The organism is Paenibacillus sp. Soil766, assembly GCF_001428105.1.
Taxonomy (GTDB): Bacteria; Bacillota; Bacilli; order Paenibacillales; family NBRC-103111; genus Paenibacillus_E.
In genome coordinates this window covers 1-22,869 of record NZ_LMSJ01000045.1, presented here as the reverse complement: position 1 = coordinate 22,869, position 22,869 = coordinate 1, and the positions used below count along the sequence as shown (strand labels likewise).

At 44.7% G+C, this 22,869-nt stretch carries 19 protein-coding genes; 8 read left to right on the top strand and 11 right to left on the bottom strand.

The window, feature by feature from the left end:
- Positions 1-9: 9 nt before the first annotated feature.
- Both ASG89_RS27470 and ASG89_RS27465 read right to left on the bottom strand, forming a co-directional pair.
- The gene (locus ASG89_RS27470) at positions 10-849 is read right to left on the bottom strand and encodes a glycosyltransferase family 2 protein (protein ID WP_057314349.1); all 840 of its coding nucleotides are present in this window, start codon (positions 847-849) and stop codon (positions 10-12) included.
- 123 nt (positions 850-972) lie between these two features.
- Positions 973-1,812, bottom strand: coding sequence for a phytanoyl-CoA dioxygenase family protein (locus ASG89_RS27465; protein WP_057314348.1), 840 nt, complete (start codon positions 1,810-1,812; stop codon positions 973-975).
- 129 nt (positions 1,813-1,941) lie between these two features.
- Here ASG89_RS27465 and ASG89_RS27460 point away from each other — a divergent pair, with 129 nt between their 5' ends.
- The 3 genes from ASG89_RS27460 (at position 1,942) to ASG89_RS27450 (ending at position 4,902) form a co-directional block, all read left to right on the top strand.
- The gene (locus tag ASG89_RS27460; RefSeq protein WP_057314346.1) at positions 1,942-2,739 is read left to right on the top strand and encodes an AraC family transcriptional regulator; all 798 of its coding nucleotides are present in this window, start codon (positions 1,942-1,944) and stop codon (positions 2,737-2,739) included.
- 88 nt (positions 2,740-2,827) lie between these two features.
- The gene (locus tag ASG89_RS27455; RefSeq protein ID WP_057314344.1) at positions 2,828-3,979 is read left to right on the top strand and encodes an MFS transporter; all 1,152 of its coding nucleotides are present in this window, start codon (positions 2,828-2,830) and stop codon (positions 3,977-3,979) included.
- 47 nt (positions 3,980-4,026) lie between these two features.
- Positions 4,027-4,902: a 3'-5' exonuclease gene (locus ASG89_RS27450; protein ID WP_082593650.1), complete on the top strand. Its 876-nt coding sequence runs from the start codon at positions 4,027-4,029 to the stop codon at positions 4,900-4,902.
- A 372-nt stretch (positions 4,903-5,274) separates the two neighbouring features.
- Here ASG89_RS27450 and ASG89_RS27445 read toward each other — a convergent pair whose 3' ends face one another.
- The gene (locus tag ASG89_RS27445) at positions 5,275-5,649 is read right to left on the bottom strand and encodes a hypothetical protein (RefSeq protein WP_057314342.1); all 375 of its coding nucleotides are present in this window, start codon (positions 5,647-5,649) and stop codon (positions 5,275-5,277) included.
- Between the two features lie 232 nt (positions 5,650-5,881).
- Between ASG89_RS27445 and ASG89_RS27440 the strand changes: the two genes are divergently transcribed.
- The 3 genes from ASG89_RS27440 to ASG89_RS27430 all read left to right on the top strand — a co-directional run bounded on the left by ASG89_RS27440 (position 5,882) and on the right by ASG89_RS27430 (position 12,458).
- Positions 5,882-7,441, top strand: a complete 1,560-nt coding sequence (locus ASG89_RS27440; RefSeq protein ID WP_057314340.1) for an SWIM zinc finger family protein — start codon at positions 5,882-5,884, stop codon at positions 7,439-7,441.
- Positions 7,438-10,404, top strand: coding sequence for a DEAD/DEAH box helicase (locus ASG89_RS27435; RefSeq protein ID WP_057314338.1), 2,967 nt, complete (start codon positions 7,438-7,440; stop codon positions 10,402-10,404). The genes ASG89_RS27440 and ASG89_RS27435 overlap by 4 nt, the downstream gene beginning before the upstream one ends.
- Before the next feature lie 599 nt (positions 10,405-11,003).
- Positions 11,004-12,458 (top strand): stalk domain-containing protein, encoded by a 1,455-nt coding sequence (locus tag ASG89_RS27430; protein WP_057314337.1) that lies wholly within the window; start codon positions 11,004-11,006, stop codon positions 12,456-12,458.
- Positions 12,459-12,541: 83 nt separating this feature from the next.
- On the opposite strand, the gene ASG89_RS27425 is transcribed toward ASG89_RS27430, so the two are convergent.
- From ASG89_RS27425 to ASG89_RS27390, 8 genes are all read right to left on the bottom strand, one after another.
- Positions 12,542-13,222 carry a class I SAM-dependent methyltransferase gene (locus tag ASG89_RS27425; protein ID WP_057314336.1) on the bottom strand — a complete coding sequence of 227 codons (681 nt, stop codon included), beginning with the start codon at positions 13,220-13,222 and terminating at the stop codon, positions 12,542-12,544.
- Positions 13,219-13,755: a GNAT family N-acetyltransferase gene (locus tag ASG89_RS27420; RefSeq protein ID WP_057314335.1), complete on the bottom strand. Its 537-nt coding sequence runs from the start codon at positions 13,753-13,755 to the stop codon at positions 13,219-13,221. Before ASG89_RS27420 ends, ASG89_RS27425 begins: the two co-directional genes overlap by 4 nt.
- On the bottom strand, positions 13,745-14,899 hold the full coding sequence (locus tag ASG89_RS27415; RefSeq protein ID WP_057314334.1) for a DegT/DnrJ/EryC1/StrS family aminotransferase: 1,155 nt from the start codon (positions 14,897-14,899) through the stop codon (positions 13,745-13,747). The genes ASG89_RS27420 and ASG89_RS27415 overlap by 11 nt, the downstream gene beginning before the upstream one ends.
- A 34-nt stretch (positions 14,900-14,933) precedes the next feature.
- Complete coding sequence (locus tag ASG89_RS27410) at positions 14,934-15,827, bottom strand: glycosyltransferase family 2 protein (protein ID WP_057314333.1); 894 nt, start codon at positions 15,825-15,827, stop codon at positions 14,934-14,936.
- A gap of 29 nt (positions 15,828-15,856) precedes the next feature.
- Positions 15,857-17,257: a class I SAM-dependent methyltransferase gene (locus ASG89_RS37965; RefSeq protein ID WP_235549955.1), complete on the bottom strand. Its 1,401-nt coding sequence runs from the start codon at positions 17,255-17,257 to the stop codon at positions 15,857-15,859.
- Positions 17,258-17,327: 70 nt separating this feature from the next.
- Entirely contained in the window at positions 17,328-17,924 is a 597-nt protein-coding gene (locus ASG89_RS27400) for a hypothetical protein (protein ID WP_157276837.1), read from the bottom strand.
- 282 nt (positions 17,925-18,206) lie between these two features.
- Positions 18,207-18,917: a hypothetical protein gene (locus ASG89_RS27395; RefSeq protein WP_057314331.1), complete on the bottom strand. Its 711-nt coding sequence runs from the start codon at positions 18,915-18,917 to the stop codon at positions 18,207-18,209.
- A 274-nt stretch (positions 18,918-19,191) separates the two neighbouring features.
- A complete protein-coding gene (locus tag ASG89_RS27390; RefSeq protein ID WP_057314329.1) occupies positions 19,192-20,691 on the bottom strand; it encodes an MDR family MFS transporter in 1,500 nt (499 codons plus the stop codon).
- Positions 20,692-20,835: 144 nt separating this feature from the next.
- Between ASG89_RS27390 and ASG89_RS27385 the strand changes: the two genes are divergently transcribed.
- Together ASG89_RS27385 and ASG89_RS27380 are read left to right on the top strand one after the other, a co-directional pair.
- Positions 20,836-21,489, top strand: a complete 654-nt coding sequence (locus ASG89_RS27385) for a TetR/AcrR family transcriptional regulator (RefSeq protein WP_057314327.1) — start codon at positions 20,836-20,838, stop codon at positions 21,487-21,489.
- A gap of 4 nt (positions 21,490-21,493) precedes the next feature.
- Positions 21,494-22,333, top strand: a complete 840-nt coding sequence (locus ASG89_RS27380) for a helix-turn-helix domain-containing protein (protein ID WP_057314326.1) — start codon at positions 21,494-21,496, stop codon at positions 22,331-22,333.
- Positions 22,334-22,869: the final 536 nt, after the last annotated feature.

The window sequence follows — 22,869 nt, the reverse complement described above, 5'->3', positions numbered from 1 at the left end:
AATGAGAACCTATTTCTTATTAATAGGGATATAATGTCGTTCGATGCGGAATGGCTTTTCTCGTTCCACAAGCTCTGAGGGGTTGTATCCAAACTGATCAAGCTCTAACCCAGATATCCCTAACGACCATTTCTTGGAGAACCGATCTGCATTCGAAAAGGCACTTGCTGAATAATTCGTTTTGTTCGTTTGGAACGTACTGCCTCCATAATGATGAACATATACGTCATTCGCTACCCACAGAATTTGACCGCTGACACGGGCTCGCAAACAGAAATCATCATCTTCATAATTCCCAGGAAAAAATCTTTCGTCCATCCCGCCAATTTTGGCAATGAGATCTTTATGAAATAGCATGCAATGCCCAATTAATTTATGTGGGAAGAAGCCTGTATCTTTATGCTGGAGCGACCAATGTAAGGCGAAAACCTCCATCTCCGCAGAGTTCTTATAAGGAACATTGTAAACGAGCTGCGACCACGCAACATTATTCGAACGGGGACCAACTATAGCTATGTTAGGGTTATTCTTAAGGCATCCCAATAAACGAGTCAACCAACCTTCGGTAACAACGGTATCGTTGTTAAGCAAGCAAATGTATTCTCCGTCAGCTTCTGCGATTCCTTGGTTGTTTCCAGCGGCAAACCCCTTATTTTCCTGATTGCATATGAGCTTAGAGGAAGGAACTGACTGTAAAAATTCAATCGTACCGTCCGACGAGCCATTGTCTACAAACACAAACTGAATCTGAATACTCTCATCGGCATGACGCAAAATACTTTCCACGCACTCTTTCGTATATTTCAATCCGTTCCATGAAAGCATGACTATTGAAATAAGCAAAGGCATCCCATTTCCCCCTTTCAACTCGCCCCTTTAGCATCTAAAATGACCATATTATAAGTATTCATTTCAATTTGATATGGTGCAGAAAAAAGCCCCTTTCCCAAACTTCGGAAAGAGGACATTCGACTAGCATTCAGCACCGCTCATCTCATTGGTAAAGAATCGTTTATACTCTTTCGGCGTCAGTTTAGCAGCAGATTCCCCAACATAATGGAACTGCAACGCGCGACGTTTCTTCGTTGATAGATTATAAGGTGTACCATGCTTGAGTAACCCATGGAACAAAAGAATACCGCCAGGCAATAACGGTACCGCAACATCCCTCTCCACTTGCACATGTGCATCACAGAGCTGCCAATCCCGTATCGCATAGTGCGGCGTCGCCCCATCGGCATGGGAACCAGGGATAACATGCATACAACCATTATCTAACGCAGCCTCATCGAGTGCGATCCACACACCGACCACGGGCTTCTCAAAAGCCAAATTCCCGTATGCCATATCTTGATGCCACGGCTTCTCCCCGCCACCGTGCGGAGGTTTAAGCAACGCCATATCCTGAACGAGCCGCGGCGTTTCTCCCAAAATATCTTGAACGATCGCAAGAATCGCAGGATGCTCTGCAATTCCTCGTAAGCGATCATCCACTTTAACGAACTCATGTACCTTTCTAACTGCAAGCTCCTTTTCTTCGTCCGTTTTCAACTCGCTCTTCGGCTGGGAGAATTGAATTTGTGCCCCTTTATTATCTTTACAAATAAGCTCATACAAAGCCTCTTTCGAATTCTGAATGTCTTCCTCATCTAATACATGTTCAATCGCGGTGAAACCGTTTCTCCAATATTCAGTGAGATGAGTCGCATTCCAATTTATGCTTCCTTCAATTTTATCTGCAATACGGTCGTAACGGTAAAGCCTTGCTGAAATTTCTTCAGGTGATTGATTAGTTGATTCAGTTTTAGCCATAACGGTAACCCCTCCGTTTAAATAATTCAACTATTCTCACCTTTATTATATGAATAGAAAATAGTAAAATAAATGCATTCAAGCACCATACAATTTGCACTATTTTACATAGAGGAGCTGTAACTCTTCATGACCCTATTCTCATCCCAAGCGATTGAGCTGAATCCCTATTTCGGTAAAGTAATCTGTGAAGCGAATTGGAAATGGAACAGCCTCGAGAATGAGCCCTTCCAAGACTTCGATTTCTGGTATGTATGGGAGGGTGAAGGAGAGGTCACTTTAAATAGCAAACGTTATAACGTTAGTGGCGGCGATTGTTTCCTATTTAAGCCAGGAGACCTGACCTGTGCTAGTCATAATCCAGAACGCCCACTTACCGTTACGTATGTCCATTTCTCTATAGAAGGGGATCCATCTTACCCTATGTCATTGCCTTCTTTCGTTCATTTCGATCCCGCTGAGTACCACGAGAGCTATTTAGATCGTTTCGTACAGATACGACACACTGAGATGTATGGGCACGAAGAAGAGGCAAAAACGCTCCTTAAGCTGATTCTTTTGCTATTTGAACGTCAAGCACCTGACCATCAACCTCAAGGTGATCCAGGACGTCGCTCGATGAATCGCGTGATGTTGGATATCGCGGCCCACATTCGGCAAGATCCAGGGCGTCAGCATCGAATTCAAGATCTAGCCAATCAAGCACATCTCTCTCCACGATATTTCTCTTTAAAATTCAAAGAAATCATGGGCCAGACGATTGAATCTTATCTCATCCAGTCTAGGATCGAGCGCGCGTCCTACTTGCTGAAACTAGGGATGAATGTCAGTGAAGTTGCTGAGGCGCTGGGTTATCGAAGTATTTATTTCTTTAGCCGACAATTCAAAAAAGTAACAGGAACAAACCCCTCTCAGCTAAGATCCTAATATTTTTTTTTTGCAACTTGGACTGAGCGTGATAGAATGTACATTCATGACAGCATCGCGCTAGTACTTCAAGGAAGGTTAGGTCATCATGCATTCATCCAACTTATTACGGTCGTTTAACTTTTTGTATTTCGCTTTACTTGCCCTCTTCGTCTCTTTTCTACCGGTCTATTTGGACGCACAGGGACTATCCACATCAAGAATTGGTCTCATCATCGGGACTGGTGGTTTCATCGCCATCTTTTCGCAGCCATTATGGGGCATGATCAGCGATCGGACGAAAACGATCAAAAAAATCATGTTACTTCTCCTCTTATGTTCCACCATCATCGGGTACTTCCTGTACGATTCCAAAAGCTTTATCGTGTTGCTTCTATTTACGATGTTGCTTTACTTTTTCTTAATGCCGCTAGATCCGTTAACGGAAAGCCTTAATTTCCAGACCGCCGAACGCCTTGGCACGAGCTATGGTTCCATCCGTACATTCGGTGCTGTCGGCTACGCCGTGATGTCGTTAATTGTTGGCTATGCGGCGCAATATTACGGCATTCATAGCTTAGCCTACCTATTTGGCGGCATTGGTATATTGAGCTTGATCATTTGCTTGGCGCTGCCTGATGCTCCTGTGACTGGGAAACCGATCTCACTGCGCAGTCTTCGGAAATTTCTGAGTAATAGAGAAACTATTTGGTTCATGGTTTTAATTTTCATCTGCGCAGTTCCGCAACGGATTAACGACACCTTTCTTGGTGTATATATCCGTGAATTAGGCGGCAGCAATCATTTGGTTGGCATTGCCTTCTTCTTAGCAGCCGGGAGTGAAATTCTAGTATTCGCATTAAGCTTCTGGTGGCTTCGAAAAGGCAAGGAACTAGCACTGATTTCATTCGCTGCTTTCTTCTACTTCTTGCGCTTCTTTATCAGCGCTTGGGTAACGGATCCGCAAGTGCTTGTTGCGATACAGCTCCTTCAGACGTTCACATTCCCTATTTTTTACTCAGCTGCGATTCAGTACTTATATCAGATCGTTCCTGAAGAGTGGCGTGCAACAGGTCAGACCGTATTAGCTATCATCTTCTTCGGCGTCTCAGGTATCGTCGCTTCTTATCTTGGGGGATGGTTCTATCAGGCCTTTGGTGTACACACGTTATTCATATGGGTGTCAGTCTTGTCATTCTCTGGATTCATGTTAAGTCTGGTGCTGCGTGCGGTCTATCGTAAACAGAAGCTGGCAACCTAAGCTTTTTCTGTTAAAATGATAGGATCGAGATGAAACGGGGGCACATCATGGATTACATTATATTAGATATCGAATTTAACGGCCGCAAGTTTGCCAGTGAGTTACCTATGGAAGTAATTGAGATCGGTGCAGTTCGCTTAGACGATTCACTGAAACAAGTAGATGAATTCTCGGCATTGATCAAGCCTGTATACTTCTCTAAATTAAACGCTTTTATTAAGAAAAAAACGGGGATTCCCCAAGAAGATATTGATGAAGCGGCTGGCTTCCGCAAAGTGATTGCCGACTTCTTGGCTTGGCTCGGACGGAGTGAAGAACTGCTGCTTGTCACTTGGGGTGGCGAGGATCTCAAACGCATCGTGTTCGATACGCGGATGCACAAATTAGATGATGCATATTGGATGGCAGCGCACTATTTTGACTTATTGAAAGGGTTCACCCGCTTCAAAAAAGTAACCAATGACGTCAGCGTCGAAGCAGCGCTTATTGATTTGAATATCGTCGCTGAGGGGACTGCGCACAGGGCGTTGGACGATGCGAAGATGACAGCGGAGGTATTCCGCTCAATCTTCACTGAACTAGACTTTGAACGCAAGCAGCAGTACGTGGACATGTACACGAATGCCAAGGAGCGCAGGCTGATCAAAACAGCCGTAAAAACCATCACGACACAGAAAGTCGTTCCCACCTGGGAGCTATTCATTGAGAAATATTTTGCTGATAAAATAGAAACAGCCGACGCCAAGAAAATCGCCGAAATGCAAACGCTATTCGCTGCGGAAGTCGCGAAAGGTGTACTAGCCGCGAAGTCCGCGGGGAACATGGCAGTTGCGGGAAGTGACACGGGAAATAAAACGGGAAATCCGAGGAACACGGGAAATGATGCAGGAAGCACTGCGGGAAGCACTGCGACATCGACTTAGCATCAGTTTAACAGATTACTCTGTGCACGGAGTCATTTAAGGATCAGCGTCATTCTGAGGACCAAATTCACACTTTTCACCTAAATAAGGGATCGTCGTTCCGTAACTATGAGGCAACCTTCACTTTGGAGCTCATCGCGGATCGAGGATCCTTTTAACATCCTAAATAACCTGCCATTGGACTCATCAGCAGCCAAGTCGTACTCCCACTAATCAAGCTTATGCTCATTCCACGATCACACTCATGCCACTTATCATACTCAACCACCATCAACGTCCCCTCCAGCAAGCTCCCATAACGAAAAAGCCAACCCAACCGATTCACCTGCAAGGCAAGTTATCGATTAGATTGGCTTCTTATGTTTTCAACCATCACAACTGATCCACACCGAGACGGTTCGCATAGAAACCTGGAATCACTTTGTCTTTGGTTGACTTAGCTCCGCCCAATTGTAAAGACAGTAAAGTATCCGTTAACTCCATAAACCACATCTCATCCTTGATGCCAAGGGCAATATCAATCATACTGCGTACGCCATCTTCTGAATCAAGTCCACTTATTGGCAGTGCCTTCACACTGGAGAGTTTCACTTCAATTTGATGTCCAATAATTTCATCTTGATCGGAAGCAATGACATGAACGAAGGCGATACCATGCTGCCAAGCGATCGCTTCCACATACCCATGAACCATTTCATCTTCACTTGTTGTTGCGACTACCCAATCACCAATTGCAACATTCAACATACGCCTCGCCACCTTCACTTGAAATATTAATTCATACTGTAATTATATTAGTTACAGTATGAATTGTCAAGAGACACATTCATTCAAGCCAGTCTTAGCAATCTCATTGGGTGGATAAATCCTTCTGTATTGTAGGAAAGTATAATTTGTCTTTATAAAATTTACAAGTTAGTTCTTACATTTTATAATAGAGACATGTGTTCTTATTGTTAGAATCTAAAGGAGTTTACTCATGTCTTCTACACCCGTTCTGAATGATGACCAATGGTCGAAATTACTTGAATATGTGGCCGAAACGTATACCGAAGTTACGCTAAGTCGGGGCTTTCATTTTTATAAACAACAGATGGTAACGTCTCTAGCAATTTCTACAGAGTTGAAGAAGGTAAACGCCGTCGTGGAAGAGTTTGGCGAGAAGTGTCAGGTTGGCATTGATCTTAATCAGTTGAAAGCCAGCTCTTGCACCTGCCCTGTTAAGATATCCTGCAAGCACGTGGCGGCTGCCTTAATGGAGCTGGCAGATCGCCAAGGCTATCCCGCTTCCCAAATCATGAATGCCAAGATGGCGTTGAAACGCGTAGCTGCGCAATCCTCAAACGTATCAACTTTGGAGCAATTACCGGGAATGACTGTGGATGGCTGGCATAAATTCATGGAGCATTACACCTATCATCTTAAGCCCTCCTACGAACAATGGAACTATGTTGAATTATTGCGGGGGCAATTCGCCAATCTCAAACGTACACCGATTCCTTTCTCCGAAACGGATCATTTTTATTTCGAATTCCATCAGCGACTCTTCATTTTGCGCAAAATCGTAGAGCAAAATGCCCAAGCTGGTGTCACCTTTTACACGGCCGCAACAGTCTATCATTTGAGTGATGAGTTGGATGAATGGTTGAAAGAAACGGCCAAGTCGTTGGATGTCATGCAGCATGGGGATAAATTAACGCAAACTTCCGCCTATCTTCGCGCGCAAATGGCCATCGAATCGCCGAAGAAGCTGCACCACTTCAGGGTGTTTACAACGTTCTGGGCTTATCATGTTAGTGGTGAGGAAAGCAGCTTGATTGCTTCGGAAATAACGGCTTTCGAAGAGATGGAAGCGGCGGATCTCTCCTTTTCCCTATGTGCAGGACGAGCGTATCTGTATCTTCGTCAAGGGAAATCAAGTCTTGCCTGGGATACATTAGTATCACACGCAACATTCAAAGAAGCGCCAACGCTTCTGTTCAAGCCATTCCTTGACAACATGCAGCACACGAATGATTGGCATGAGTTGGTTCATTGGTTGCGTAGATTGAGTTCTTTCTATCATGGAAAAAGACATCTAGAAGTAGACGTCTACGTCTCCTATTGGAAGCTGGTCATAGGTGAATTGCCTGAAGCGGAGTCCGACATGTGGAAGTCGTTAGAAGAGCTTTTGCCAACCACGTATCGCATCATTGAATCCCTTTACTATGAGAAGCGCCAATGGAAGCCGTGGATCGAAATGCAAATTGCACAGGGCTACGACCCTTTTACACATCGAGTAAATGTGCTGCAGCCTATTGAGAAAGAGTCGCCTGAGCTACTACTACCTTATTATCATCAAGCGGTGGAGCACTACATTCGACTTAAAAATCGTCATGACTACAAAGCCGCAGTGCGGCTGCTGAAACGTTTGGAAAAGGTTTATAAAAAAATGAAGCAACCCGAACGATGGGAAGCATTCTTCACCCGATTCGTCAATCGGTTTAGCAGGCTGCGCGCCTTGCAAGAAGAATTGAAGAAAGGGAAGCTGCTAGAATGAGCACCAAACTGCATGAAATGTCATTATGTATGTCCCTAACTGATCGCGGGGATGCCTTGCTCTGGGGCTTCAAAGATGGCCGAGAAGTCTCAGGTGACCACTTCCGCAAGCTCTTATTCACATGGCATGAGCCTTCACTCTATGGCACTTTACTGGAGACACAGCAAGCTGGTGAGCTTGTGGTGACGATTCTCCCTGCGGAGCAGGTTCTTGCCTTTTTTGCCGAGCCGAATTTCATGGATATTGTAAGCTGGGAAATGGGCACTGAATCGTCAAAGATGATGTTACATATGGCTCCACTTCTCTACGAAGCCGCTCAGAAAGGGCTCTATATACCGAGCTATGAGGATTTCCGCAATGGTCAGTTAGTATGGACTTGGGATCGGAATGCGGAAGAATTGGCCGCTGTTGATTGGCACTTGCTAGAGAGCGGCGATGATCATAACGAGACAGGATTGCGCGCTGTATTCTCAGCAGCGGTCATAGAGGCTCATTATGCGGATGCGACCGCTATGGCTGATTTGCGTCGAGATTATCCAGCGTTATTTGCGGCGAATCGGAAGGCTAACTTAGCGGACGATTCTCCAGCTGCTTTTACTGAGAATGAATGGCTCTCTGCCATGGGCTGGCGGCCGGACTTAGCGCCTTTCCGCCCTGCTCTGCAGCTGCTTGAGCCAGATGAGCTAGAAGAAGACTGGCGGTTGCGACTCGTCCTGCAGGACAAGCATGACAGTACCCTGCTGACGCCGATTCGGCTGCATGTGGATGGAACAGCGTCTGGCCAATGGGCGTCGGAATGGACGCCTCATGTGGTGGAGCGTGCGCCCGGCTGGGTAACGCGATTATTAGAAGCTTTACCCCGCATAGCCGATGACGGGGAATTACTCGCACATCCGATGAGCGATGACTCGGCCTGGACGTTCCTGACCAAGGACAGCCGCATTTTGCTCGAGGACGGCTGGAACGTTATGCTGCCGGCTTGGTGGGAAGCCGCGGCGAAGCGGAAGCCACGCCTGAGTGCCAAAGTCGCTGCTGAAGCAGGCAGCGGTGCCGGGGGAGGCGGCGGCAAAAGCGAGTCCTTGTTCGGCATGAACTCGCTCGTCAATTTCGATTGGCGTATCGCCATCGGAGATTCCGAATTGAGTGAAGCGGAATTCAACAGCCTGCTCACCCGCAACGAACGGTTAGTTCGTTTCCGTGGGCAGTGGATCTATTTGGATCCTGCCTTCCTGGACCAAATCCGTCGCCTCATGGACAGCATCGATCCAGCGGAGGGCTTGTCGCTGCAAGATATTTTCCAGCTGCACTTGTTAAGTGAGCTAGAGCGGGATAAGGTGAAATCCTCCTCCTGGGATGGCGATCATTTGGATGAGGCGGATCCCGAAGAGGAAGCTCGCCTACAACTTGAGGTCGAGCTGAACGGACATCTGCTTGCGTTGGTTCGGCAGCTAGGACAGCCTTCTGATCTGGAGCTTATCCCCGTGCCGCAAGGGCTTCGCGCCGAGTTGCGCGGTTATCAGCATCAAGGATTTACATGGTTAACCTATCTGCGAAAGTTCGGCCTCGGTGCGTGCTTGGCTGATGATATGGGACTTGGTAAAACCGTCCAATTCATCACGTATTTACTGCATCACAAGCCGATTTCTGAACAGCCTGCACTTCTGATTTGCCCAACTTCTGTACTGGGGAACTGGCAGAAAGAGCTTGCGCGCTTCGCACCAGAGCTTAATGTTATGCTGCATTATGGGAAAGGTCGTCTGGGCGGAGCCGCACTGGATGATGCTTTGCAAGGCGTCGATATCGTCCTTACTTCCTACACGACAGCACTCATGGATCAAGAAACACTTCAACCGTACATGTGGAGCTCTCTCTGCTTGGATGAAGCTCAAAATATTAAGAATGCGCAAAACAAGCAATCCGCCGCGATTCGCTCATTGAACGCAGTTCATCGCATAGCCCTCACGGGGACGCCGATTGAGAATCGATTGTCAGAACTGTGGTCCATCTATGATTTCCTGAATCCAGGTTATCTCGGGAACCAGCGCGGGTTTCAAGTTCGCTTCGCGAATCCGATTGAGAAGCACCAGGATACTGAGCGGACTGCGCAATTGCAACAGTTGGTTAAACCTTTTATGCTGCGCCGCAAAAAGAAAGATCCTGCCATCCAGCTCGATTTGCCGGATAAGCTGGAAATGAAGGTCTACATCAACTTGACGGCCGAGCAAGGCGCGATGTACGAGCAGACCGTCAAGGATCTCATGGAGCGCATGAAGAAGCTCGAGGGCATGGAGCGCAAAGGCGCGATCCTTGGCGCATTGACACAGCTGAAACAGCTGTGTGATCATCCAATGCTGCTTACGAAGGAAGCGGAGCTGGCTGAGGAAATGGCTCAGCGCGAGGAAAGCCGCGCTGAGTTGGTACTGCGCTCCGCGAAGCTGGAGCGGCTTGTTGCGATGGTCGATGAGCTCCGCGACGAGGGCGATTCGTGTTTGATCTTCACGCAGTATGTGGGCATGGGCCGCATGCTGGCGAGTGTGCTCTCCGCGCAGCGCGGAGAGCCGGTGTTCTACCTCAACGGGAGCACGCCGAAGCAGGAACGCGACCGCATGATTGAGCGGTTCCAAGCCGCTGACGGCGAGGGGCCGAGTATTTTCGTGCTGTCGCTGAAAGCCGGCGGCGTCGGGTTGAACTTGACCGCGGCGAATCACGTGTTCCACTTCGACCGCTGGTGGAATCCCGCGGTCGAGAACCAAGCGACCGACCGCGCGTATCGAATGGGCCAAACACGGAACGTGCAGGTCCACAAGTTCATCTCGCTCGGCACATTGGAAGAGCGGATCGACGAGATGCTCGAGAGCAAAATGAGCCTCAGCGACAACGTCATCTCCTCCTCCGAAGGCTGGATAACCGAGCTTTCGAATGATGAGCTGCAGGATTTGTTTACACTGCGGAAGTCTTGGTGATTGGAAGCAAAACCTCTATGAAAGGGCTGTCTCCGTGTAGAGGGCCTTATTGACCCTCCGCGCCTGCCTGCGAACTGGAAATAGCGCCCGTTTAGGGCGCTATTTCTGCTGGTTCGCTGCCTTGGCAGCCGCTTCACACACTTTAAGGCCCTAAAAGGGCCTTATTGACCCTCGCCCCTGCCTGCGAACTGGAAATAGCGCCCATTTAGGGCGCTATTTCCGCTGGTTCGCTGCCTTGGCAGCCGCTTCACACACAATAAGGCCCTAAAGGGCCTTATTGACCTTCGCCCCTGCCTGCGAACCGGAAATAGCGTCCGTTTAGGGCGCTATTTCTGCTGGTTCGCTGCCTTTACCGCGGCGGGGCTTTCGAACTGAATTCCCCAAAATAAGCTACTCAACTAACTATTTAGCCACCACATGCACACTCACCATCACAAATTCTGAGGAACACTCTACCGAATCGCTATTTACCACTAGCTAATTTGGTTGTATCCTTCTCTCCCCCTACGTCTTAAACACAACAGCTCATCCGAATGCTATAATCGATAGTATATATTTCATCAAATTTCGACATCTCATCTATCGAAGGAGAAATCTGCATGTTTCATACAAAACTTATCAAACCATGTGCTGCCCTGCTTCTAACTGCAGCACTTATCTCGGGAGGAGCGTCAGCTTCCGCAGCTTATTCCTCCTCTGTTAACGCGTCAACGAAACTCGTGTACGCTTCCGGCAAAAACTTCACAGTAAAAACGGTCACCGTTGACCTCACCGATCCGACGCTTGAACTTGTCCCAGCCTTAGCCGACGGTGGTATCGGGCACGATGAGGCCATGCAATCTATCGTTGATCGAGAGAACGGTGTCGCGGCGATTAACGGAACTTTTTTCAACGCGTACGAATCTGACCCTTATATCCGCTACCCCAATGGGACGCTGCTTAAATCAGGTGAGCCGATGCATTCTGGGGAAAATCAAACGCTTTTTCTAAACAAAGACAAGGTGCCTGACATACAGTTCGTCAATCTCGACATTGCCATTCGCACCAGCGAGGGCAACGGTACTTATACCATTAATCCTTGGGGTATTAACAAATATTACGGAGACACGAGCACCGACCAAATTGTCTGGTATACGTCGGACTTTGGCCGCTGGATCGGCTCTCCCAATGGAACCAAAGTGGTGATCAGCGAAGGAATTATCACTCGCATTACACAAGACTCCGTATCAGTACCGGCAGGCGGATATGTGTTATTCGTCGGTAACAGTGCCAACAATAAGCAAAATGTCCTGACCAAGCTGGACGTAGGTGACCGAATCACGAAGGATATCCTTGCGAAGGGTGAAGGTGGAAGTAATCTCGATGCCAAAACCTGGTTGTCCGCAATCGGCGTAGGTCCAAAACTCGTAACGAACGGCACTTCAGATATTAATGTAAGTAGAGACGGCTTTACGGATCCGAAAGTCACACAATCTTCCGCGGCTAGAAGCTTCGTTGGGATCGATGGTTCCAATCGCCTAATCATGGGCAGTGTGCCCAACGCAACTTTATCAGAGCTTGCGGCAATTTCGATTGCGCTTGGATTAAAAGAAGCGATGAATATGGATGGTGGCGCAAGTTCAGGGCTATATGCGAACGGTACCATGATGACGTATCCAGGTCGGAAACTTAGTAATGTACTTGTCGTCCGAAAGCTGGATAAGCCCAAGGTACAAATTGATATTAACGGACAATATATTTCGGATTTTACCGGCTTCATTGATAAAGAAACGACCGTCGTCCCGATCCGTCCCTTTATTACAGCCATGAACGCCAAGTTTACTTGGGATGCATCAACTCGAACAGCAACGATAACGAATGCCGGCGTAACTTTGAAGCTGCAGGATGGCAGTTCTGTCGCTACCGTGAACGGCAAATCCGTTTCTGTCCCTGTTCCCTTGCAAATCATGGGCGACAGCCGGATGTATGTCCCACTTCGTCTCGTTGCTGAATCGCTCAAAAGCACCGTAGATTGGAACAGCAAGCTGTACCGCGCATCGGTGCGTTTGCCTTAATTACAAAAAGCTGGTAGGAAATCGAACATGGAAATAGGTTCGAACTACCAGCTTTTTATCGTGAAACGACAGCCATCAGCCTCTTATCGATTGTCAATTCCGTTATGCAGGTTTTTCTTTTCTTCATCCTTTTTTCTTCGATATGAGACATGATCTGGCTCTTCGAGACTAGTATTTTTAGCGATATCCAATAACTCAGCGTCCGATATATTCATTTTATTAACAACAAGATGATACATGATTTGATCTACTACATTGGACTCTTTATTTCTCAGTTTTCTTTTTTCAGTCTCAGAGAGGTGTAAGTATTCCGGGAAATAAAAGAATTCCATTCTCACACAGCGAAAGTCCATATCGGCCTTGGAATTTTCACTTTCAACTAACCCCCAATTTTCTGCATGAGGAAATTTAAAATCTTCATAAGGAATGATAAAATTGTCGAATTTCGTAAAAAATCTAGGTGTATGTTCATTAAACACCTGTTTATGATACGGATTCGCCAAATTTAACGAAGTATTATAATAAGGTGCAACGATACAAACAATCGCTTTATGCTTGCATATCCTGTATATTTCTTTCATGGTCTTTAATAAATCATCTATATGTTCCAAAGAATGAGATGCAAGTATATAATCAACTGAATCATTGTCTAATGGCAGAACTTCATTAAGATCACAAACAATTTCAACACCTGGGAGTTGCTTACTATCCAAACCTATATAACCAGGGTGGATCCTGTACCCACAGCCCAAATCTATTTTCATTCAATAACACTCCCATATATTAAAGTATTCAATTGCTTAGACATCTTGATGGTATTCTTCGATATGAATCCATCTATGATTTTATAACCAACTCTTTCATAGACTTTAATCGCTGCTTTATTATCACTCAAAACTTCTAGATACATGGAATTTAAACTTAGAACCTCTCTGCTGAATTCACAGATCGCCTCTAATGTTTTTTGCCCTAAACCTATCCCTCTGGCAGCTGGATCACCAATCATAAATCTCCCGAATTCAGCTTCCTTGCCTTCATAATTAATATTGTACAACGAACATGCGCCAACAGGTCTCAGGCTTATTTTCAAATCAACAATAATAAAAAATAAATCGTTTTCTTTTTTCAGATAGTTCGTGTACCAGTTCGCTTGTTGCGAACTGGTAATTAAGCTTTGATCAACAAACCACTTGCGGATCGTGTCTGTATTTCGCCACTTTCTTAGATCTTCTAGATCCCCAAATTCAAGAGGTCTTAGCATGAAATCTTCGCTTTTAACAATATAATTATGGTCCATTGGTTCCCCCAGAATGACTGGTATATTGGATCACCATATCAGAAACATAATCTACGTCTTTTTTAGATAAATTCAAATGAAGAGGTAAAGAAAGAATCCGTTCACTCAATCTTTTCGCGTTAGGGCATGTTTGTTGTCCATATTTATAAAGAGGATATACAGTATTATCCCTATAATGAACACCCGGGTAGATGCCGCTCTCGTTCAATGCTAATAACACTTCATCTCTACGATCAATTTCAATTACGAATAAATGTCTGGAGGACTCACAATTCGGCGATACGCCAATCGATCTTATTTGCATGTGAACATTATTAAAATTCTGATCATACCAGCTTGCAATTTGTCTCCTATAGGCATTATCCTGATCTAAATATTTCAATTGTACTAACCCGATTCCGGCCATTATGGAGTTTCCGTGATATTTATATCCCAACAAATCCACATCGTATTTCCATCTATAAGCCCCTTTACTGCTTGTTCGTTGATACGTATCTTTATTGATACCAAGCCAAGTCAATTTTCTACAGAGTTCATCGTATTTTTGCTCTTTAAAGCAAATCATGCCAGAATCTGCTGTTGGTAAATTTTTCACGGCTTGAAATGAATAAACGACCACATCAGCTTCATGCCCGGGAATTCTGCCATATACCCTAGTTCCTGCCATATGAGCAGCATCTAAAATAAGCTTTAAATGATGCTCCCTACATAACTCAACTATTTTCTCGTATTGACCGACATTCCCCCCCAATCCCACGAAAAGTACCGCTTTAGTCTTTTTTGTAATCTTTTTCTTCACATCTATAGGATCTAAACATAATTGGTCGTCAACATCTGCAAAAACAGGATGCAGATTCTCATACAGGATCGTATGATTGGTTGAAACAAACGTCAATGGCGTCGTTATTATCTCGTCTCCATCTTCCCATTTATTTTCCATTTTCAATACTTTCAAAGCTAAATGAAGCCCTGCTGTAGCTGAATTAATAAAATGCGCATGAGACAATTGCGTGTATTCTTTCCATTTATCTTCAAATTCTATCGTTTTAAATCCTAGACCAGTCCAGCCTTTTTCTAAACATTCTCGGATTTCTTCCAGACATTCTTCTATTCTAAATTTGGGTACAAATAATTGAATACTCATGTTGTACACTTCCTTAGTCGGCATTAGAACTTCCTCACAGGCTGGAAATGATGGTTTCGATCTTTTTCCGCTGTTCATTGATTTTCGGAACATAATCTGAAAAAGAAGGATACGATAACATCTCATTAAGCCTTTCCACTTGTAAAGTAAGTGCAGACCTGTATTGGTTCGAGTCCTGTAAAAAACCTGCCTTTCTTGCATTTATCGTCATTTCGCTCCAATCTGCAAAAAAAGTCTTGCCAAGAGAGTTTTGATTCTGTCCGAAATGTATACGGAAATAACTGAGGCTCTCAGGTAAATAGACGGCGTTGCCCCGAGCAAGAAGCGAGAGCCATGTCGCCAAGTCATTGATGGTCGTAAACTGTCTACCACAAAGAATGCCGAATGGTTCAATTAAATCCTTTTTTCGAAAAAGTACAGTAGTCGGCTCTCCGATCACATTATATCCGTGACACAATATGTCATTACCAAAATCAATTCCGTTCAACACTGTCGTCTCATTGAACAATCTTCGTGTTGCATATACAGGTGGTCTTTCGTTCCCGGATCCGTCGATCAATTGGCGGTAGGAAGTAACTAGCGAGATATCAGGCATCTCCAAGAAGCAATCCATCATTCGCTCTATTTTCTCGGGGTGAAACAAATCATCATCCATTAAGTAGTTCACATATTCGCCGGTGGATAATTCAAAACACTTGTTCCAATTTCCCACAAATAACACGGTGTCGTTTTTGAAATACTTGACATTCGGGTAAATGGCCAGATAAGGCTGTATCATAACCCATACGCCCATGTCTGTGCTGTCATCACAAATTATGATTTCAATATTCGGATAGGTTTGATTAATGGCGCTTTCTAGAGCTAATCTCAAATAATCTGGCCTGTTATAAGAAGGAATCAAAATACTGACGAGCGGTTTACTTTCCATGTCACTCCTCCATTTTACATGTAAGGTTATTAGCCAATTCTGCGAATAATCCTCATACTATCGTAATCGCATAAATATCGATAATTTGGATTTCTGCACAGTTCATCCACTGCTTGTTTAACATCTGGGGAATTCGTATAATCGTGAAAAGCTACAATCCCGCCAGGTACGACCCTTACAGCATAGTAATCAATATCATGTTTGACACCCCAGTAACTATGATCACCATCAATGAATAAGGCTGCTATGGAATCAGGGCAATCCTCATATGCTTCCGTGCTGAATTTGGGGATCGAAATAATCGTGTTCGGCAATTCAATTTTTTCTATATTAATTCGGAATTCTTCTGGCGAGGATATTATGAATGGATCAATGGCGAAGACCTTCTTTTTCTTTTCTGTAAAGAGATTGCTTCCAATGGCCAGGCAAGCGGTGCTTTTTCCTTTATAAGAACCAATTTCTACAATAGCCCCATCTATGTGATTCACCATAAGTGGAATGTGCAGCAAAGCGATTTGTTCAATATAGGATAGCCACCCGTCAATCGTTTGAATAGTATGAAGCCAATGGCTTATGCTCGAATGTCTAATAATATCGATGTTAGGAGATTCAGATTCATCTGCCTTACGGATGCTGGTCGTTGCTGCCTTATCATTTCGGAGAACTTCTGGCAGAACACCAGTAAATTTAACTGCTCTTTTCCATACATAAGGATGGGTAGGGTGCAAATCTTCGCTGTCTTCCGACCAATTCAGCCACTTATTAGAGTACCAGGCTTCACGGTCGAAATCTAAAGCATGGCCCCACGAATTAATTTTACGGTATACCTCTTCATCTTCAAGTACATAACCTCCGTGAAAACATAACGAATTGAGTATTTTGACTTTCGCAGCGTATCCTGGACCACGAAGGTTAGTAAACCAAATGTCTCGCTTGCAGTTCATTGCTACATTAGGACGATAACCATAAACACTGGATCCCGCTTCGTTCACTAAGATGTAGTCCCAAGATTTCCAGAAATTGCACCAAGGGGTTTCATAACAGTCATAATCAGGATTGCTGCTGATATCTTCAATCATCCTTTCATATGCTTCAGTTGTATAGAATTCATCTGCATCTTGAACAAGTAAGAAATCAAAACCATCTTCTTTAGCTTTTTTCAGACAAGCGTTCCTCTGCTCGTGCTCCCAGTCCCAAATCCCGTGGATGATTTCAATTTTATCAGCATATTTAGATTGCATTAAAATACTAAGATCAGCGGTGTTCGTCATGACATCTCTGGCTTGAGGATTATAACTCCACGGGACTTTGCTGTATGCGACGTAAATCTTTTCAACAAATGGACCGCAATTTTCTAACATCTTTAAAATAAGTTTCTTTGTATCAAAAAGAAGAATATGTGCCGCAAATCTTTTAGGCGTTGTAACCATTATTTTCTACCACCCTCACCATGAAGTTTATCTGCATCAATTTCAATTGAAACAGGAAACAGGATATCGCTTACTGTCCTGATTTCTGCTTATGATCCAGTTGTTTCGATAACATGCTCATAAATGTAAATGTTTCTCCCTTAACCGGATGAACCCAATAATAGTGTGACTCTAATTTTGCTGCCTTCATTTCATCGTAAGAAATAGGTTTTACAGTACGCACGTATTGCAGGCTTTCTTCATAATCCCAAGGATATTCCCGGCACTTTCCTCCATATTTCATTGCGAGTGTGGCATAGAGCATTTCTTCCATTGCAAAGGTATTCGTTGCAGCTAATAATTGCTCGAGCTGATTAAAATCGGTCTCATCGACTATTTTCCTAACTATGGAGCGACGATAAACTTGTGAGGGATTAAAATAGCGGACAAAGTAGTTTGTCTGGAAAAACGGTTGCCAGAGATGCCATTCATTCCACAGCGTAACCCCCGGATAAAAATGTGGATTATCATGTGCTGAACGCTGTATTTGCATATGAGCTCCCATGCAGTCATAGCCTTCCATTACCTCTTCGATGAGTGACTCAAAACCGTGCTTGATAAAAAGTACGTCGGAGTCCAGGTTAACAAGGTAATCGTATTCCATGTTCGTTTCTTCAAGCCAATACATAACATCATATAGAAATCTGCCTAATTTTCCGTATTGTAAAGGCCTGCTGTACGGACATATGGGAATGCCTTGACAACTGCCGAAGTCCCTATTTGTACCTCCGTTGTATAAGACAATCTTGGCATTAGGAAGGTAATGTCGAATATTTTTTATTTGCTCAGTTAGTACGCGTTCGTTCTCATGTGCCAATATTGTAAAACAGATCATATAGCATCACATCTTTCAAGATAGTTTGAACCAGCTTGAGTGATCGTTCGAAACCCGTATGTCACTACCCGATATTTAAGTAAAATTACGGTGAATGTAGCTGCCATGTTTATACGTTATTCGCAAATATTGATGGTTTCTCATCCATGAGTCCACCCTTTTCTCAAACAATTCACCTCCGTATGCCGGGTACCTTAGAGATGCCGGATGTTTCTCATTATAGATGCGTGCTCTGAAGTCTTCGGTACGAATTAGATAGCATTGATCCGAGAATCCATACCCCACATAAAACCGCTCATCCTCCTCTATAGATTCCTGCTTCGCATATTCGTAGCTAAAATTCCAGGTCGGATTTGCAACCCTGATCCTGGGGTCATCTTCCATTTTCTGAATTGCTTGCTCCACCCATTCGAAGGGCCCCGCCAGTATCGAGTCGCTGGAGAAATGAAGCAAATAATCCGCCCTGCACAAGTAAATTGCGACGAGCTCGGAAATGGAATAATAATAACCTCCGTTAAAACTGTCTTTATCAATTCCGAAGAAGTCCAGTGCCTCTTGTGCATAATGATCAACGACTTTATAGGAAGTGAGAACACCTCTCTGAACCAACTTGTCGGCATAAAAGCTAACCTCTTGCGGATCGTTGACGTTATTGATGTACAACACTGCTTCCTTGAACGGAAACCGATTGTAGCGAAGATTAGCTTCCAGTCTTGGTGTTTGAAGAAGGTAACGCCAATCCTTTTCATAACACTTCGTCTCAAAGGTCACGTTCCACCGGTTCATATAACACCTCCCTTCTCAGACACTCCTTCTCTTTGAAGGACTTCACGTTCTCGGAGCTGGATCGTAACGAAAACCTTGCTCATAAGATATGCCCCAGCAGGTCCGCCTGCAACGGCTAGAACCATAGTTCATCCATTAATTCCCAAGAAAGGCTTGTCTGTAAGTAGAGCCAATAATCAGCTATAAAAAAATAAAAACAGCCAGCAAGTAGAAGATCTACTTACTGGCTGCCTTTAATTTTTCTAAAATGCATGGCTTATTTAATCTATTTAACTTAATGTAATCCTTCCAACGCTACGTCTGTGCGAGCTTCTTGATGTGCTTCTGTCTTGCCGCGGCGCAGGAAGAGTCCAAGAACGACTCCGCACATTGCGATAATCATCATACATGTGAAGGTATACCCGAATGCATCAGGAGCTACGGATAGCATCGACTTTTGCATATCTGCAGGCGAACTCACAGGAAGCTTCTGCTCCGTAATCAACGTTGTCACACGTGTCGTGAGAATTGTCACGACGATCGCAACACCGAATGAGCTGATTACTTGCTGCATCGCACTTGTCAACGAAGTAACACGGCTGACGAGGTCTTGCGGAGCTTTTTTGATCAAATGAGAGTTAATTGGCATCATCATGAGACCCATACCTGCCCCAGCCATCGCTAGCGGTAGAATAAGATCCGTTCTTTGTGTGCTCAAATCCATATGGGAATATTGGAAAATCGCCCCAGATACCAGTGTAAGACCGATGACAACCAACCAACGAACGCCGATTTTATCAAACAAATAACCGCCAATTGGCATCATAAGCCCAGAAGCGATCGCTTGTGGGAACAGCGTCAAGCCTGTATCAAACGCACCGTAACCACGGGCTTGCTGTAGGAATTGCGGGAGAAGGAAGATCGCACCAAACATACAGAATTGGATCACCCATTGAATGAATATACTAAATGAAAAATCGAATGATTTGAATACGCGAAGCTCAAGCAACGGAATTTTCGCCTTGAGCTCAACAATGACGAACGCGATTAATGCAACGGCACCAACGATAATACCACCAAGCGCTTTATCGGAAGTCCAACCTGAAGCACCTTGGGATATACCATAAGATAGCGAAGCGAAAGCAATCGGACCCAGGATCATCCCTGGCAGGTCAAAGCCGGCAACTTTTTTACGTGCAACAACAGGTAATTTCCATAAACCGAATATTAAGCTAAATATACCAACGGGCAAATTAATGAGGAAAATCCAGTGCCAAGAATGGTACTCGACTAACCATCCTGACAAGATTGGCCCAATAGCTGGCGCTAATAAAATAGGTACACCCAGCATACCCATGACTTGCCCTATTTTGTTCGGCGGACTCAGTCTGTATACATAAGCCATCGCGACTGGCATCACGAAGCCCCCGCCTAAACCTTGCAGAATGCGGAAAAAAATCAACATTTCAGCCGTGTTTGGCGTCGCACATAAAAGGGATGCTATCGTAAATAGAAATACGGATGTGAGAAACACATTTTTTGCTCCAAAACGGTCAGATAACCACCCCGCTAATGGAATTACAGCAGCGGATGCCAGCATATAGCCTGTTACCGCCCATTGAATTGTAGGTAGATCTGTTTTAAAGTCAACCACTAACTTCGACAATGCAACGTTCATTGCTGTCGTATCGAGGATAACCATGAATATGCCCGTAATAATAGCGATTAACGGCACCAGAATGCTCGTAATCTTAAATTCCGGCTCGGTTCCACCGGATACAGCCTTTTGACTCATTCCTAACTCCTCCTTAGACAATCTCTCTCTTCACGTGTTACAATATTTACAGGACAATTGTCCGCTACCCCATATTACGGACAATTGTCCGCAAAGTCAATTAATTTTTTCATGGACGATCTCTCTACCAGGAGGAACGAAATTATGAAACATCCAGATGATCAACATCAGGGAATCTGTCAACTTATTAAGGATGCCATTCCACCAAATAGTCGCCGTGGAGAACGTGATACGGAGTATCGTCGTCGCATACTTGCTGCTGCACGCACTCTTTTAGAAACACATGATATAGAATCCGTTACGATGCATCAAATTGCCAAAGAATCAGGTGTTGGCCAAGGAACCTTATACCGCCGCTATACACATATTGGTGATGTGTGCAGCGATTTGATCAAGTCAACAACTATTCGGTTTATTGATATGCTTGAGGAAAAATATCGAATAGGTGATCCTGTTGGACCAGGACTAGCAAAGCTATCCGCTTGTATCCATGATATCATTGATTTCGTCGACGAGAATGTCTCCCTATTATCTGTCATCTCTTCCATGCATGGGGATAAACGCAGCATCAGCATTCACAAAAAGCCGTTCTTTGTCAGACTTCACAATATCCTAGCTCCACTCATTCAACATGCCATTCATCATGGCGAGATGGAGGACATAGACGTCACACTGACGGTTAATACGCTGCTCGTTTCCCTTTTTCCAGAACAGTACGCGTACCATAGAGACGTACTTGGTTACTCGAAGCAACAATTTGCTGAAGGCATATGCCGACTATTTGTAAAAGGAATATAAACGAATGAAATCAGATATGAATGCTAGCCAACGTACCTTTTGGAAGAAATATATGGCAAAAGCTAGAATTGACGTCGACCTTGCGGCCTATACGAAAGTAACGCGAAACTGGAACGATGAGAACCCAGCGTGCCCTGTCAATCGGCTGTATTTTATTATGGAAGGCGAAGGTTTTGTTAAAATAGGTAATCAAACCTACTATCCGCGTCCTGGCGAGCTCTACTTACTACCTGCTGGCAGTGATCAAGCTTATGGCACGATTAGTGAGCATACCTTCGGTAAGTATTGGTGCCATTTTACGGCAAGAATCGGGGACTTGGATCTCTTTCAGATTTTGCACACGTCACCTTCGATTGTAGTAAAGGATCCTTCAGCCCTTCAGGAGACTTTTGAAAAGCTAATTGCGTATCGCAGAAGTGATGCCTTATCCGCCGAGTTCCGGGTGACGGGCATTCTCCATGAACTGATCGCGGATTTCATAGATGGCAACGATGCTGTGAAGTTAAATCTAGCAACAACGCCAACCCACGAGAAAATGAATGTTGTTCTCCGCTACATGGAGCAGCATATGGCCGAACAGGTTTCGATTGAAACGCTTGCCCAACTCGCTCATTATCATCCGAATTATTTCATTAACGCGTTCAAACAATTTACAGGGTACTCCCCAATCCAATACATGAACCATCTGCGCTCCGAAAGAGCCAAGGATCTTCTCCTGACCACGGAGCTGAATGTCTCCCAAATCGCCGATTCCTTCGGCATGGAATTATCGTATTTCTCTCGGATGTTCAAGGAACAAACGGGATTTAAGCCAACCGCGTTCCGCGATCTGCGGCCGCGGTGAATTGTGGTTGCAGTTGTAGCGCATTAGAAACGGATGCCGCCGGTTGGCTGTTACATGCGTATACATCGGTTGCGTTTGGTTGGATGCACTGCTCGAGGTACCATTGCCAGTAGCCTTAGCTACATTGGCACTACCAACTACAGCCACGTCAACAAGAACAAGTACAAGAACAACTACAACTACAACTACAACTACAACTCAACTACAACTCAACTACAACTACAACTACAACTACAACTACTCCGACTACTGCTACTGCTCCACTCCTGCTCCTGCTCTTGCTTCTACTCCCAAACTTCCGTTGCGCCAAAATAACTGTAAAATAGGTAGTTATTTTCTTATAAAACAAGCTAATTAGCGAATTAGATGGACAACCTCCATCTATTTTCGGGAGATTTGCCCTTTTCCGGTTCGGCCCCTTAATTATGGAGTCTTTCTAATAAATACTCGCCATTTCGCAGTTTCTCGTTTTTTTGTATCTCGTGTGAACTGGACCAATTTTGCTTGTATCTCGTGTGAACTGGACCAATTTTGCT